11 protein-coding genes and 1 tRNA gene are annotated in these 16,716 nt (G+C 32.4%); 2 read left to right on the plus strand and 10 right to left on the minus strand.

The window, feature by feature from the left end; all coding sequences use genetic code 11:
* Window positions 1-2: 2 nt before the first annotated feature.
* From KSU54_RS00075 to KSU54_RS00100, 6 genes are all read right to left on the minus strand, one after another.
* The gene (locus KSU54_RS00075; RefSeq protein WP_117791851.1) at window positions 3-1,001 is read right to left on the minus strand and encodes a ParB/RepB/Spo0J family partition protein; all 999 of its coding nucleotides are present in this window, start codon (window positions 999-1,001) and stop codon (window positions 3-5) included.
* A gap of 1 nt (window position 1,002) precedes the next feature.
* Window positions 1,003-1,722: a ParA family protein gene (locus KSU54_RS00080; RefSeq protein ID WP_054322147.1), complete on the minus strand. Its 720-nt coding sequence runs from the start codon at window positions 1,720-1,722 to the stop codon at window positions 1,003-1,005.
* 39 nt (window positions 1,723-1,761) lie between these two features.
* On the minus strand, window positions 1,762-1,998 hold the full coding sequence (locus KSU54_RS00085; RefSeq protein ID WP_008790980.1) for a hypothetical protein: 237 nt from the start codon (window positions 1,996-1,998) through the stop codon (window positions 1,762-1,764).
* Window positions 1,999-2,080: 82 nt separating this feature from the next.
* Window positions 2,081-3,436 carry a hypothetical protein gene (locus KSU54_RS00090; RefSeq protein ID WP_117791852.1) on the minus strand — a complete coding sequence of 452 codons (1,356 nt, stop codon included), beginning with the start codon at window positions 3,434-3,436 and terminating at the stop codon, window positions 2,081-2,083.
* Window positions 3,437-3,778: 342 nt separating this feature from the next.
* Complete coding sequence (locus KSU54_RS00095) at window positions 3,779-4,129, minus strand: hypothetical protein (protein ID WP_008790977.1); 351 nt, start codon at window positions 4,127-4,129, stop codon at window positions 3,779-3,781.
* Window positions 4,130-4,260: 131 nt separating this feature from the next.
* Window positions 4,261-4,336, minus strand: a tRNA-Thr gene (locus KSU54_RS00100).
* Window positions 4,337-4,469: 133 nt separating this feature from the next.
* Between KSU54_RS00100 and KSU54_RS00105 the strand changes: the two genes are divergently transcribed.
* The gene (locus tag KSU54_RS00105; protein ID WP_003537224.1) at window positions 4,470-7,676 is read left to right on the plus strand and encodes an SNF2-related protein; all 3,207 of its coding nucleotides are present in this window, start codon (window positions 4,470-4,472) and stop codon (window positions 7,674-7,676) included.
* A gap of 113 nt (window positions 7,677-7,789) precedes the next feature.
* The gene (locus KSU54_RS00110; protein ID WP_003537221.1) at window positions 7,790-8,011 is read left to right on the plus strand and encodes a hypothetical protein; all 222 of its coding nucleotides are present in this window, start codon (window positions 7,790-7,792) and stop codon (window positions 8,009-8,011) included.
* A gap of 156 nt (window positions 8,012-8,167) precedes the next feature.
* Here KSU54_RS00110 and KSU54_RS00115 read toward each other — a convergent pair whose 3' ends face one another.
* From KSU54_RS00115 to KSU54_RS00130, 4 genes are all read right to left on the minus strand, one after another.
* Window positions 8,168-10,159 carry a glycosyl hydrolase gene (locus KSU54_RS00115; protein ID WP_117791853.1) on the minus strand — a complete coding sequence of 664 codons (1,992 nt, stop codon included), beginning with the start codon at window positions 10,157-10,159 and terminating at the stop codon, window positions 8,168-8,170.
* A 12-nt stretch (window positions 10,160-10,171) separates the two neighbouring features.
* Window positions 10,172-14,563, minus strand: coding sequence for a fibronectin type III domain-containing protein (locus KSU54_RS00120; protein ID WP_003537217.1), 4,392 nt, complete (start codon window positions 14,561-14,563; stop codon window positions 10,172-10,174).
* A gap of 285 nt (window positions 14,564-14,848) precedes the next feature.
* The gene (locus tag KSU54_RS00125; protein ID WP_008790974.1) at window positions 14,849-15,616 is read right to left on the minus strand and encodes a MurR/RpiR family transcriptional regulator; all 768 of its coding nucleotides are present in this window, start codon (window positions 15,614-15,616) and stop codon (window positions 14,849-14,851) included.
* A gap of 103 nt (window positions 15,617-15,719) precedes the next feature.
* Entirely contained in the window at window positions 15,720-16,715 is a 996-nt protein-coding gene (locus KSU54_RS00130; protein WP_217746572.1) for a PTS transporter subunit IIC, read from the minus strand.
* Window position 16,716: the final 1 nt, after the last annotated feature.

Below are 16,716 nucleotides of genomic sequence, written 5' to 3' on the forward strand. Positions count from 1 at the left end.
ATTTATACACCTGCTGATTCTTTAAGCTCTGTTATTAGTTTTATCATTTCCTCAAGCATGATCTGTTCTTTTTTCCACTCAACACCGTTTATCTTATTTTTCAGCAGATATAGGTTTGTTTGGATTTCAATAACTAATTCTGACACTGAATAATGAGTGACACTTTCATCAGTTTTATCCGGCCTGCTATACGGTTCGTCGATATCATCGTCATCATCATCTGTATCATCAAAATCATCACAATTAATATCATCTTCACCGTACTTTTCGTAATCTTCATTTTCACCTTCATCTGAAGTATCTTCTTCTAAAGACAGTGTTTCTTTATAATCTTTTATAGTTGTTAAAGATATATCGCCCGCATTATCTTCAACAAACTTCATCTGATTTTCATCATCCATTTCCGAAATTTCCAGTGCTTCATTTAAAGTAATTTCATCATTCTTTACAAGTTCCTTTACCGTTTCAACTGCATTGTTGATAATTTTTTCATAATTACCGACCTGTGTCTTTCCCAGACCAGTATCTCTGGCAATTAATTCCTGTACTCTCCCCGGCATTTTTTCACCGCGTTCTTTTTTTATACGGTAGACTTCCTTCAGGTCTTCTATTGCAGTAAGCATTTCGCCTGGTGTATAAGGCTTCCCGTTTATATTGTTCAAGTGAAGACGTCTCACGGCATCTACATCATCATAGCTTTTTACTTTTGCGGGAATGTATTCATATGTAGAATCACCCTTATTAATGTTGTGACAAATTGCCAGATACCGTCTGTGTCCTGCAACTATTTCATACTTATGATCCTCATCGTCGATTTTTCTTAATACCAGATTATGATCTAAGCCGTCTTCAGCAATATCTTCTGCAAGTTCTTCAATATCACCAGTATCTCTGTTTTTTGGTGCAGATCTTATATCTTTGTAATAAATATACTGAATATCATCTTTGTTCTTCTTTTTAGTTTTTACTCCTTCAAATGCTCCTAAAATACTGCTTGCCATATTAATCTGCCTCCCTTACAATTTCATTGGCCAGTTTTTCATAATCCCTGGTTACCGAAGCTCTGCGATATCTTTTGGCCAGTGGCTGCTGCTTCATTCTTGCCCTCTTCACCGCATATCGATGAAATCTTATTTTTGTATCGAACACAAGATCATCCAGATTATCATCGAGTACTTTTACATCATCTGCCGTACTTTTTAGATCATTGACCTGTGTAAATAAGATCTTGTATTTTATGTCATAATCACAGAGTTCTTCAAGTTCATTTATCGTTGTTGACATCCCGTCAAGGGAATCCGGTTCAACCACAGTTGGAATTACTGCCATATCTGTGACAAATAGAATCTCCGCGGTCAGTTTATTAAAATAAGGTGATGTATCATTAATAATAAAATCATAATCTCTTAAAATCAGATTCATCTGATCTGTTATCACATGATCTGCTATTTCTTCAGATGCCAGAAACTGATTGCCGGGCAGTATATCCATATCATACCGTGTCTTATAGATGCATCTTCTTACATCAGTTCCTCTCATCATATCAATAACTGTTTTCCTGTAATTTCGTTTGGACAGTCCTTTTGTAGTATTGCACTGCGGATCATAATCTACTAACAGCACTTTATAACCTTTTTTAGCAAGTGAGTAGCCAAGGTTTTTTGTAGTTGTTGTTTTCCCGCATCCGCCTTTGCGGTTAACGATTGTAATAATTTTTGCCATTTTTATTTCCTCCATTTTGTACCAGTCACTGGTACATTTTTATTTCATTATTTTTTTGATAAGATACACATTCACTGTAGATGCAAACGAAATTATCAGGGCATATGTTGTTATATTTTCAAGATTTGCTGCATTTCCGCTTATTGCATACGCTGCAATAGATACTGCAATCATTGCCGTATCTATAATCAGTGCTGCTGTTAAAATAAACAGAAATATATATGCCGGTAAATTGGAATTAATTATTTTTCTTATGTACTCTCCTGTTTTTTTCACTTTTCTACCTCCATGTATTTTCCTTCGGTTACAATCCAAAAGTTCTGATCATAAATTCATCTTCTCACTCCTTCTCCTGTGTCTATATGCCTCTGTTCTGCAGTTTCAGAACAGATAAAAGCCCAATAACCACCAGCTCCTTGTTCTCGGCATTTATAACTGCAGCCAGTCTGTTCCTGATATTCTGCTGATTATATCTAAATACTTTTTTCTCTTTTTTATAGGCTTTTAATCTGCTCACTGAATTTTCAACTGCCTGTATCATATTGTCCGAAATTTGATAATTTTTAAGGTGTGACAGGTTTCTGATCAGCCATGTAATATTGTCAGAAATCATACTGCTGCTCTTTGAATCAGTCCGTTTCTCTATACGCCTGCAGCTGTATATAAATTCTACAGCATACCAGTGCTGTATCTTTGCCATACACACATCCTTGAACAGTTTCACGGTTTCTTTATATTTTTCTGTATTCTGGTTGATCGATGCAGTTGGCGAAAGATTGATTTTATAACTATTTTTTGTATTTGCTTTCATCGTCTTATAGCTGTTTATGTAATCAAGACTGTACCATATGCTGTCGAATCGCTTCTGAGCCTCTGCCTTATCAAGCACTGCCCCTCTTAAAGCTAATATCTGCTGTATTTTCCAGAGTTCGTTATTAATATCACTGAGTGCATCGTTATACATCTGTGTATTTACTGTTCGCACATCGCTGAAACCATAGCTTCTTTTTGCATACTTTAATGTACGTATATTTCGGTATCCGCTGAAAATCTTAGAAAGAGCCGTTGATGCCTTAAAGCAGAGACGAAGTCTGAAATTATTAAAGTTGGCTTTTTTCACTGCTGCATCATCACTGCTGTTATAATTGAAATATCTTGTTTTCTTAGGAGATATCAGAATTTTTTTCTTTACCGGACATCCGTTTTCATCAGTTTTGACTGCCCCTTTTTTGCATCTGCAGATGGCCTCAGGATCATCTTTACTGCATGTTCTACCGGTAATTTTATTTATATACATAGTACGGGCATAGACTTCTTCAATTTCCCGTTCACGTATGTAAAGCTCACGTTCAAAAGCAATAACATCCACGTAGTGTCCTTTACCTCTTCTTACAAACTTATAAGCAAACAGCAGTCTTTTATAATGCAGACTTATTTCAAACATGAATTTTTTTATAAACTCATGCTGATCATTTTTTGACAGATCCTTTGGATACATCACCTGTAAATAAACACAGTAGTTTTTACTTCTGGTAACAGTATCTTCAAACGCCACAAGTTTGTTGACTGCAGCTTCAAGATTAGAAGAATTTGAATAGCAGTCTTCTTTTATAAATGTATAAATAAACTTTTTATCTTTGATTGTGTTGTATTTAACGAACTTGCCGTTGTTGTATAGTTTTTCCTCATTTAGCATTTTCTCTGCATTGGGCATGGCTGATCTCCTCGTCTAAATTAACATTAAAGGGACTTTAATGATTTTTATTTTATCTATTTGCCGGTTTTGACTTGAAAACACGGCCAAAAATTGATAGAATTTTTCTAGAAACAGACAGGGTGACACACTGGGTACTGGGTACACTGGTGGTATCGTCAGGGCTTGCGGGTGCATCCTGATAATTCATGTAATCTCTCTCCTTGTGGTGAGTAATTACTGATTATGATCTCGTTAATGTTTCACTGCTGCACTTTTAAGTGACACCTGGGAATATTGATGGATTTTATCTGTTTTGACTTATCACTTTGCCGAGTGGGTAAGATCTAAATAGCCGAGAGGCTATTTTTTCTTTTTGTCAAAATCAATAATGTAATCCATCAATTCTCCAGGTGACATTTCAAACGCCGTAGAGAGTTTTATTAACGTCTTCATTTTTATATTTTGTGATGCTGTATTTTTAACACCTTGATACCATCTGCTTCTGCATTCATTCTCCTGGTGATACAAGTTATCGAGATAAGCAGAACTGTATCTGAACTTTTCCTGCAGTTCGATCAGTGCAGGTATTAGATTTTTTTGAAAAGACTTCGTAATGTTGTCACAGCTTATTTTTATTGCTTCATCGCGTGTGAACCCCAAGTTATTTTGTAAATTTTTAATTCCCTGACTGATTTTCGATTTAGCCACCATTTTATCTCACCTCCCTTCAAAACATATTTAATATAACAAAAAAAGCGACTAACAGAATACAGTTTGTCGCTTCGTATATATTCATTCATAACCTCTCCAAATAATCAGACAGAGTTATTGAAATAAAATTATGGTGCCGGCAACTGGATTTGAACCAGCAACCTATCCATTACGAGTGGATTGCTCTACCGTTAGAGCTATACCGGCATAAGTAACCGCATTCATATTATAACACTTTATTCCTTGTCATAAAATATCTTTTTTTATTTATCTTTTTTTAATGTTATCTATTTGGTAATCATTAAAATAATGATATAATATTCTATCGGAGGGAAAGAACATGTATATTAAAGATGATGAAATAAATAGGATATTTAATGAAAAAAACTGGAAAATTGCTCACAGTTATTATAAAGATAATGTAATCACAAACATGTCCGTTCTAAAACAGGGAAATGAGTACCACATTGATGGTACTGTTGAAATATATGGTCGTAGTAGTACTTGTCATATCGTCGTAGATACTGGAGGAAAAATAAATAATTTTGAATGTGATTGCCCTTATTGCCATAATGATGAATTAGCATGTGGTCATATTGGGGTACTATTATTAAAATTTTATAGTTTAGAAATGTCTGAAATTCCTTTTCAGTTTAATCAAAAAATTGATTACAAAGCAAAAATTGAAGCCTTTGAACGCGTTCGTGAAGAAAAATTAATTCAAACAAAACTCGAAGAATCAAAAAAATTAATTACCGACTACACTAATCAGCAAGATCCTCAACTAACAAATGATTCATTGATTGATTTAATTCCTAATATTAATTATTCATTTAATCGAATCTTGATTAGTTATCGAATTGGTCAAAATAAAACTTACTTAATAAAAAATCTTAAAGAATTCATATATAACTATCGTTATCACAATGTATATACTTACGGTAGTCAGTTAACAACCGATTACAATCGTAAATCATTTAGTTCAGAAGCATTAAAACAAATTGATTTTATTCGGGATAATAGCGAATTTATTGATGATATTGAAAGATATCGTTCTATTGATATTAACAAATATAATATTGATGAATTTTTTGAAACATATCTCACAAATCTTAACATCAATATGTTTTTTACCACTATTGATCTAAATAATTTAACAATCAACATCGAAGATAAAGAAGATTACTTTGAAATATCACTTTTGCCATTAGGCGGCCAATTAATTATTGGTAACCAATATTTATATTATTTAGACAAAAACATTTTAAATCGTTACAGTCTTAAAATGTCTAAAATTACTAAAAAACTGATTTCTAAATTAGATAAAGAAAATCTCATTGTCGCAAAAGAAGATTTTGGTTATTTTGGCAAATATATCATTGATCAAATCTTACCTTATATTGCCATTACAGGAGCTAATATCGACGATTATATGCCTAGTGTGATCACTTTACTTACTTACGTTGATTTGAATAACTTTGGTGATTTAACAATCAATCTTGAATATCGTGATGATGAAGGTAATATATTATTTGACGGTAAATATATTGACAGTTATGAAACCAAGCTGCCACTCAACGTTGATACAGCACTAGCAATGATTGAAGATTACGCGCAATATGATGAACTAACGAATATGTATTTAATCACCAATAACGATGAAGATATATACTATTTTATAAAAAATATTTTGCCTAAATTAAATAGATATTGTGATGTATTTGTCAGTGAAGACATTAAAAATATTAATAAACCTAAAAACATTTCTTTAAACATTGGTATCCGTTTAAAAAATGATCTATTAGAGATTGATTTAGACAGTATTAATGTTTCAAAAGATGAAATCCGAGATATTTTAGAATCATACCAAAAACACAAAGCCTATCATCGTTTAAAAAATGGTGAATTTGTGAATTTAGAAGATCAAACTTTAAATGAAGCCTATAATTTAATTCAAGATTTAAATCTTGAAAACAAAAATATTCAAGATGGCGCTATCATAGTCGATAAATCCAAAGCATTATTCTTAAACGAATTAATACAAGATAGCGAAACAATTAATTTTAACCGTAACCAACAATTCCAAGAACTCATCAACCATCTAACTAACTGCAATATCAATAATTATCCTGTTCCTGAACCATTCAGTGATATTTTAAGAGATTACCAATGTACTGGTTATAAATGGATCAAAACAATGAGCGATTATGGATTCGGAGGAATTCTTGCTGATGATATGGGATTAGGAAAAACCTTACAAATGATTACTGTATTAGAAGACGCTAAAAAGAATCACAAAGCTAGTATTGTAATAACCCCAGCAACCCTAATATTAAACTGGCAGGATGAAATAAAAAAATTCTCAAACGATCTCAATGTCCTATGTATTAGTGGAACATTATCCGTTCGTAAAAAGATGATTGAACAAATAAACAACTACGATGTTATCATTACATCATATGATTATATAAGAAGGGATTTTGAATTATATAAACCATTTAAATTTGAATATATTGTTCTCGATGAAGCTCAATACATTAAAAACCAAGCAACAAAAAATGCCAGAGCAGTAAAAGAGTTACATGGTACTCATCGTTTTGCACTAACAGGTACCCCAATTGAAAACTCACTTGCAGAGTTATGGTCAATTTTTGATTTTTTGATGCCTAACTATTTATATAATTACAATTATTTTAGAGAACATTTTGAGCGTCCAATCGTTCGCGATGAAGATAAAGATGCTCAAATTCGTTTAAAGAAAATGGTTGAACCATTTATTTTAAGAAGAACAAAACAAGAAGTTTTAGAAGAATTACCTGATAAGATTGAGAATAACATTAAGATTGCTTTTAATAAAGAAGAAGAAAATCTGTATATAGCTAATTTAAGTCAAATTAATAGCGAACTTAAGACAGCATTAGACGTTGAACGAATTGATAAAATTCAAATTCTAGCAATGATGACACGATTACGTCAAATCTGCTGCGATGCTAGAATTCTATATAATGAAATTATTGGTCCTAGTTCAAAAATGAAAGCTTGTCTAGATATAATAAAGAAAGCTAAAGAAAACAATCAAAAAGTTCTATTATTTTCATCATTTACCAGCTCTTTAGATTTATTAGAAAAAGAACTTCGTAAAGAGGATATATCATATTACGTTTTAACCGGGGCAACCAATAAAATCAAACGTCATCAATTAGTTAACGCTTTTCAAAATGACAATACAGATGTTTTCTTAATTTCTTTAAAGGCCGGAGGAACCGGTCTAAATCTAACCGCAGCATCGATTGTTATTCACTTTGACCCATGGTGGAATATGTCGGCTCAAAACCAGGCAACTGACCGTGCTTATCGCATTGGTCAAACCAATAACGTACAAGTTTATAAATTAATCATGAAAAACAGTATTGAAGAAAAAATCCAAGAACTTCAAGCTCAGAAACAAGATTTATCAAATATTTTTATTGAAAATAATGACGGGAGTATTACTAAGATGTCAACAGCTGATATCATATCTTTATTTTCAATCGATCAAGAAGGCTAAAATGCCTTCTTTTTGTTACATCTAATGTAACTATTTTCAACAATCATTCCACCTATATTATTTACCTTTTAATTATGATATTTTAATATCATAAAACAAGAGGGGGAAAGGTAATGATATTTGATGAACTATTGAAAGGTCAATTGTTGACAAATGACTGCAATAACTATTTAATCGCTACAAATACTGGAGAAATAATCGAATCCTGTTATCGATGCCTGCATCGCCGTGAAAAAAAGGCATTAGAGCTCTACAAAAAAGATATCAGTATTATAAATACTAAAATAATTGATAATAATTTTGAAAGAACTCTTTGCATAATCGTTGATTTATAAACAATATTCAAACAATAGTAAATACTGTTTTTATTTTCACAAAAAAGGAAGTGGCCTTCACTTCCCTTTTAACATCTTGAACTACTTGTATTTAATTTGATAAATTTCAATGAGGAGAGGTTTTTTATCAAGTAGTCAATTATATACATAATATCTTTATTTATTATATTTTTTTTGCATCATTGCAATTGCCACCATTACTCCAATCAAACCTAGGACATAACCTTGAATTGCAAAATTATCGCCGGTTTTAACACTATTAATTGAAGTGGTTTGGTCTTCTTTTTCCATTGGATCAATTACTTTTTTCCACTTAGTATAAATCGTCACATCTTCTAACAATGGCTTAGCAAAATCAAACTCTTTAGTACACGCTTCATCACTGTACCACCCTGCAAAAGTATACCCATTTTTTATTGGCATATCTGGCCTTGATAAAACTGTACCACTTTCAATCAGCACTTTATTATTATCAACCGAAACCGTTACCAATTTTACCCATTTTGAATAAATTGCAATATCGCCTCTAATTGGCTCATTGAAATCAAATTTATTATTATATTCTGAATCACTATACCATCCCTTAAATACATAACCATCTTTAACAGAAGGAAGAGGCTTAACCGCTGTATTGCCATCAATTACTTTATTATCTATACCATCAATTGTTACTGTGTGCATCTTAAGCCATTTTGGATAAATTGTGACATTATCAGTGACAATACTATCAAAATCATATTCTTTAGTACACGCCTCATCACTATACCACCCGCTAAATACATATCCATCTTTAACAGGCGTATCGATTTTATCAAATTTACTACCCAATACCACGTTTTCACTTCGACCATTAATCATGACATTAACATAATCATCAACATATTCATCTTCAATAGACGGTTCTATTTCCCCCATTAAGTTTGGCAATATATAACCTTCCGGATTACCAAGATTACGATAATCATTTCCTAAAGTTGTTAATGTCCCAATTTTTAACATGCTATTTTTATCATGATCTGCTTTAGTATTAAATAATCCTGAATCACCACCATAACGATCTAGTGCATCAAATGAAAACCAGGCATATCGCTCAACAAATTCTAAATCATTTAGTCCTACATTATTATCGAACCCATTAATAACGTAATTCAAAAACTTTCTCACTTCAGCTTTATTCGCTTCGTTAGCACCATTATAACCATCCCAATATGGATTCCAATTAGCTACCGCAAATTCTGTAACCCAAATCGGTTTATTAAATTTATTATGTGTTTCATTAATAAAATTTAATAAACTTTTAGCATTGTCTTTAATTTCTTTATCAGTAACTCCAATATTACCAGGATAATTATGAACAGGTATAAAATCAATATCATCTGTATTAATTCCCTGCCAATACTCATTAAACCATTCAGAATTAGGAGCCTGAATAGCCGTTGCCGGTGCCCCAATTCTCATACCACTATTTGTAAAATAATGTTGATTTGCAATCGCTGTAGCTACTGGAACATTCGATTGATCTACAAAATCCGGTTCATTATAACCCAATACTGTTTTATATCCCGCATTTTTAATTGTTGTTAATTGCTCGTTTGAACCATTATAGGCACCCCAGATCATAGGAACAAAATCTATCTTTTGATTTGGACAAGTACCAGCATACGTTGGTGCCGTTCCCCAATTGTAATACCAAGACAATCCCATATTTTGTGCATCTTGAATTGCACTGTAGCCGTTACCACTATAAAAACCCATACCTTTTTTAGATATGTAAAAATTTCTAGCACTAGTTGAAATCTTAGTATTATTGCTCAATTGAGCTAATATTTTAACTTGATGCTGTGCCACTTTAGTTGTATAAACTTCACAACTAAAAATATCACCTTCATCAATAATTGTTGAATTTTGAAGAACATTATCAAGATATACCTCATAACCAATTACTTCATGACTATCAATACTTAATCTATCCCAGGTTATTGTAATTGGTCCCGCTGGAACTAACTGCCCATTATTAGGATAATTAATCGCTGAAGTTTTCCAATCATTATATGGATTACTTGAAATAGCTCCTACATTATTTAATGTGAGCAATACCGCACTAAATAGTGCGAGTATTGCTACCTTTATAATTTTACTTTTTTTCATAATTCTTCTCCACTAGCTAGTATGATGTCTTTTTAACATCATTAAACCACCCAGTGCAAGGAGAGTAACAATTCCATAACCATAAATCATTTGATCATCGCCTGTTTTAGCACTACTGCTATCACTTGGTTTTGTTGATTGACCAGGCTCATTTGGTTTTACAATTTGCCCCGGTTCTTCAGTTTTTAATGTTAAACCTTTAATCGCAGTATCTAATGCCTTTACTACTTCATCAACCATACCTTGATCAATAATTGTTAAATTATCAGCAAGACTACTTAACACTTCATAAGCTTCATCAAACAATGCTTTCGATTCTTCTGTATAGTGACCTTTAGTGTAATTATCACTTATCAAAACTTTTTCAGCTTCCTTTTTAACTACATCTAATTTACTATAATCGGCACCTTTTAATGTTAAACCATTAATTGCTTCAGTCAATAATTCAATTGCATCATCAACTTTATTCTGTTCTAAAATCGTTAAATCATCAGCAAGATCATTTAATGCTTTATTAGCTTTATCAAATGTCGCTCTTGTTGCCTCTGTGTAATAATCTTTAGTATAGTTATCACTTGCTAAAACTTTTTCAGCTTCAGCCTTGATACTATCAACTTTACTATAATCAGCACCAACTAATACTAAATTATCAATAGCATCATTCAATACATCTTTTGCACTATCAAAATCTTTTTGATATGCATATTTTAAATCAGCATTCAATTGTTTACCAGCATCATCTAACGCTTTCACAAATACCTTCCAGCTATCAACTGTATAATTATTTTCATTTTTATCCTTATTCACATTATATAGATCACTCAATGTTTTTGTATCAATATTATCATCACCTAATGCTTTTATGTTTTCTTCAGTTACTGTTCCAATAAATTTTCCTTTTTGATCAGCAGCTGGCATCTTACCATAAACAGCAGTTCCATCACAATAATTTAATAAGAATTTTCTTGACCAGCCTTCACCTTTAATAGCAAAATCATCTTTATCAGTTCCACTGCTTACACCAGGACCAACATCATTAATAATATGATTAAATTTTTGTAATACTTTATTTTCATCAGCAAATGTTTGTAAACATGCATTTTCAATAATTACACCTTTGCTATTTGGTACTTCAATTGCACTATCCATTTGAATTTGCACTTTTGAAGAATCATAATCTTCACCAGTATAAATAAATACATTATAAATTCCCAATCCAACTGCATAATGCTCCTTAACATCATTAGCTACTTTATAAGCAGCATATCCATTTACTGTTCCATTATGTGACATCCAAGCCTCTTGACTAATAGGATCATAACATTTTTCATTTTGATAAAAATATGTTGCACCATTTTCACCGTTCCATAATGTATCATATTTATTGAAATGCTCATTGAATAATGCATAACATGTTACATTATCACCATTAACAATCAAACCATGATCAGCAGCATTACCACTCCAGCTTACACCATTACCATGGTCAGCACGCCAAATCCAGAAATGATCAGTAATTACATCGTTGCTATTAATTTCTAATGCATTTTTTGCACGTGTTGGATTAGCTGTAGTTCCACCAACTCTAAAGAATAAATCTTGTAGTATAGTTGGATTAGCAGAATGATCTTTATCACTATTAGCAGGTCCAACTTTTAACAAATAATTTGAATCCTTTTCACCAGCATCAAAAATCAAGCCAGCTACTTTAATACCATCTACATCAGCAATTTCCATTGCTGCTTCATCATTATCAGGAATAATTGAAGTCATACCTGTACCTATTAAAATCGTATTTGCTTTATTAACCTTAATTGATTCTTCAGCATGATATGTTCCAGGTGTGAAATAAATATTTTTACCTTTATCTAATTGTTCATTAATTGTTTTAGCCGAATCACTTGGCTTAGCTATATAGAATTCACTTAAAGATAAACTTTTCCCTTTACCCATATCACCATCTTTAGTCCAGCTTGTACCAGATGTATCTTTTTGTAAGTCAGGAACAAAGATCTTATATTCACCATTATCTAAATATAGGAATGGCTTTTCACTAAGTTTCTTTGTTTTTTCAACATTTGTGAATACTTGCTGTTCCCCATTCGCAGCTTCTTTACCCCAATTTGAATATCCATTGCCATTAGCTAAAGCATCACCATCTTTTTCAGTTGGTAAATTAGGAGCATCAACACCTTGGAAGAAATTATTTAAAGTAGTTCCATATCCGCCTCCTGTCAATTTACTATTTCTAGTATAGAATTGTTGTCCACTATATGTTCCAGCTGATAATTGATTTCCTTGATCTTCAAATACACCTTCAAACATACAATCTGCTACGTATCCACCACTAGCCCATCCATAATTCCAGTCATATCCAACCGGACGACTTGAATATACTCTACGAAGCGGTGCAGCTTGAGCTACTGCCCAGTTAAAATATTCTGGTCGGGCAAGATTACAATCGAAGCCAGCCTTTCCTTGTTCATTCCCAGTATTTATAACAGCTAGATTCTCTGCAGAACGCCAGAAATTACAAGTAGCATTATTACCATCTAGATAAGATGGAATTGCGATATTATTTAACTTAACATCCATTGGTGTTTTTCCCAAACCATTAAATGATGTATAGAACCCTAAATACATACATGTAGTTTCAGTATAATCACCTGGTTTGAAATAAACTTGGTATTGTTGCCCTTTAAATTGAGCATCTGCTCCTCTATCATTTTGTTGATTGAATAAATCTAATAATATTTTATCAAGTTGTGCTACATCATCTTTGGGTGAGAAGAACAACGTATGTTCTCCAAATATATTCTTTTCTAGAGATACATACTCAGAACGTTCCGAAATTTCAGCATTTGATAAATCATCATCATTATTTTGTCCATTATTTAGAGCAATGATGCGATAATAATTCTCGTATTTATCACCTATAGGTGCAACAGTAACAGAAGTACTATCTCTAGTTACAGTCTCTACGACATTATATTCCCCAAGCATACTATCTGCTCTTAACAATTGATAGTGTGTTGCATTTTCAGCAGCTCCCCAGCTAATTGTGAACTCACCATCTTTTTCAACTAATTTAACATCTGCTGGTGTCGCTGGTTTTGCTCCTGCTCTTGTACTAACTTTCAATTCAGCACTTTCATTTTTCGGATTATTAATATCTGATAAATTTCCATTTCCATTTACATATTCTAATTTAAAACTATATTGCATCCCCGCTTTCAAATCAGTTACTTGATAGCTGTTTTTTCCAGTTACATCAGCAACTTTATCAAACACTACTTCATTTGAAGCTTTTTTAAATAAGGTTACATCAGTATATAAACTATTCGGATTTGTCCAAGTAAGATCAATTGTGGTTTCAGTTCTTGAGCTATCATCAGCTTTTAAATCTGTGACATCAGCAATATCAATAGCATTATGGATAATAAATTTTTCTCGATCAGTTAATTCCCCTTCATAACCACCTTCTAGAACTTCATCATTATTTGCAGTAACCAATTTTCCTGTAGCTGCATCCTTTAATACAAACAATCCATTTCCAATCGGTTCAACTGCGATAGCTTCCCAGCCACCACCCACTTTTTTATATGACCCAATGGTAGGTACAGCGCCATCTACCCACTTAGCTGATGCAATTTGATAACCTGGTTTACTAACCGATTCAAATGAAATTACATTTTTAATCCCATTGTCATTAGTGTGAAAAGTAACTTTAAACTTTTCAGTATCACCTATATTACCAGCATCTCCAGTTACCTTAATTGCAGAAAAGTTTTCATCTGGCTGATCAGCAAATGTTACTAACTTTCCTGTAGCCACATTTTCAATCCAAGCGATATTACTGATAATTCCAGGATTTTTGACAAAATTAAATTTTTCAGCCAAATCTCTATCACTTGTATAGACTAATTTTCCTTTACTATCAATTGAAAGATATTCATTGGTTCTTTTCATACTTTCAATAATACCTTGGTTATCGGCCGTTTTAGTTATTTTATACTTAGCTGTGGTATCTTCATTTCTAGTATCAGCCCATACATATGTTTGCCCAGACTCTGTTCTTAAGTAATAATCTTGCCCATCATTTATACCAGTATACTTAATTGTTACTGAACCATCATTTTCATTAATAAACATAAATTGTGATGAGTTACTTATTTTATTTGTCTTAGCATTATATTCACCATCTGCTTCTGCAGGTGATGTCCAGCTAGCTGTTTTAATATTTAATGCTTTTCCAGTTGTAGTTGAAACAATTGCATAAATTGAATCCTGATCAAAATTCAAGTATTCGTCATTCGCTGCAACATTTACAGGTGCTATCATACCAATTGCCATCGCAAAGGTCAGAATAGCTGCAAAAAAATTCTTGTTTAATCTTTTTATCATTTTCCATTTCCCCTTCTTAATATATTTCGTATATAAGCAATATTTGAATTGTATCAAAGCGGCCTACTTCAATACAATCCATAACAATTAGAATATCAAATACTATAAGCGCTTAATGATTATTTGATATTCAATGCAATGTGCTTAACATTACACCTATAAAATAACATAATTAATAATAAGAAGGAATGAACGCAAGAGGTTATGTAACGGGTTACATTAAATGTAACAAGTTTGCTTATTTTTTTATAAAAAAAACTACTTATTTTTTAGTAGTTTTCCACATTATAAATTACGGCTGGTAAACTTCAACGGCAGCGATTTTTCCTTAGCATTTTGTAACTCATGAGTAACACGCTCAAGAATATAAAGAACAGGAACTTGAGATGAAATATTATATGTTTGTGGTAAAATAATATCTTTAACATAATAGTAGATTCCCAAATCTGCCATTTGATCAATTGTTGACCCTGGCTTATTAGTGATTACCACAATTTTTGTATTCTGACTCTGATACATTTTAAGCTGATCAATTACTTCTCGAGTTTCACCACTTTCGGTCAAAGCAATTAATAATGAACTTTCATTACCATCAACTGGTGGGGGATAATAAGGATCATCGATACTTTGTGAATAATACCCTACATTTGAAAAATAACGAGCCCCATATTTTCCTAAAGTACCACTTGTTCCAATTCCTAAAAAACAAATCGACTTAGCTTCCTTGATATACTTAACAAATTTATTAATTTTCTCCTTAAAATCTACACTTCGTGCATAGTTAAAAAATTCTAAAAGAACATCAATTTCATCATCAGTTTCTGGTAGAGTAAGTCCATCATTAAATAACTTTAACTTTGTCTTGAATTCTACAAAACCATTACAATCCAATTTTTGACAAAACCGTACTACTGTCGCCGTTGATACATGAGTACATTCAGCCAGATCACGAACACTCATATTTGTAACAACTTTAATGTGCTTCATTACATAACGATAAATAAATGTTTCTGTTTCATTCAAATTAGCAATTTGCTTGTATGTAAACAGCATTTTATCGCCCCCTTTTTTTGTTGGATGAAGCTTTCTTCCCTGATTATGTATAATTCTAACACATATATCCACCAAATTTAAGAGTTTAAAATTTATTTATTAACTAAAAACGGTCTAATTTAAGATACCCTGCTTTAATATAGTTTAATTTTCTAAAAGCTTTATAAATTCCAAAGCTGATCAACATTGGTGCTAGTAAATCAATAACAATGATTGGAATCCAATAATTATTTCCCATCACATTAACAGCTTCTAAAATCCCTACCAGTCCTGCAGTTCCCATTCCTGAACCAATTGCTGAACAAGATATTTCCAACAAACAAGTAGAAATTGGAGCAATAATAGCACTTGTTAAAATCGGCGGAAGCCAAATTATCGGATGCTTTACAATATTTTTAAACTGCAGCATACTTGTTCCAATGCCAATTGCTACAACATCACCAATATCATTATCATCCATCGACATTACCGCAAAACCAATCATTTGAGCACAACACCCAGCTAAAGCAGCCCCAGCAGCTAAACCATTAAGTCCCAACATCACTCCGATCGCCGCACTAGATATCGGTGCTGTTAAAGCCATTCCCATCAAAACTGCAACTACAATTGACATGAAAAATGGCTGCATGTTTACCCCTTGATTAATTAAATCACCAATCCAAACAATTAATTTAGTGATATATGGACCAATAAATATTGTCACTATTCCCGCAACTATAATAGAAGTAAAAAGCACTAACAAAATATCAACCGGTGTTTTTCCTTGTACTAATCTTGTTACTTCTACTGCAATAATTACGGCTACAAACGCTGCGATTGGATTTCCAGTTGTCGCCGTATTACCATTAAATGTTCCTGCTCCAATCGTTCCAGCAATTACTGCCGCAATTAGATTTAATCCTTTAGCATCGATTGCATAAGCAATACCTGCTCCAATCGCTGGTCCCATTAAATAAGTTGCCACCTCACCCCAAGCAGCTAGTTGGCTAATATTAGCAAAATTCCCTATTTGTTTAAAAATCGTTCCAATGATCAAACTGCAGAAAAAGCCATATGCCATTCCATTTAATGATTTAATAATATAGTTATCTTTTTTCATT

This window comes from Erysipelatoclostridium sp. MSK.23.31 (assembly GCF_019125875.1).
In the GTDB taxonomy this organism is placed as follows: Bacteria; Bacillota_I; Bacilli_A; order Erysipelotrichales; family Coprobacillaceae; genus Thomasclavelia; species Thomasclavelia ramosa.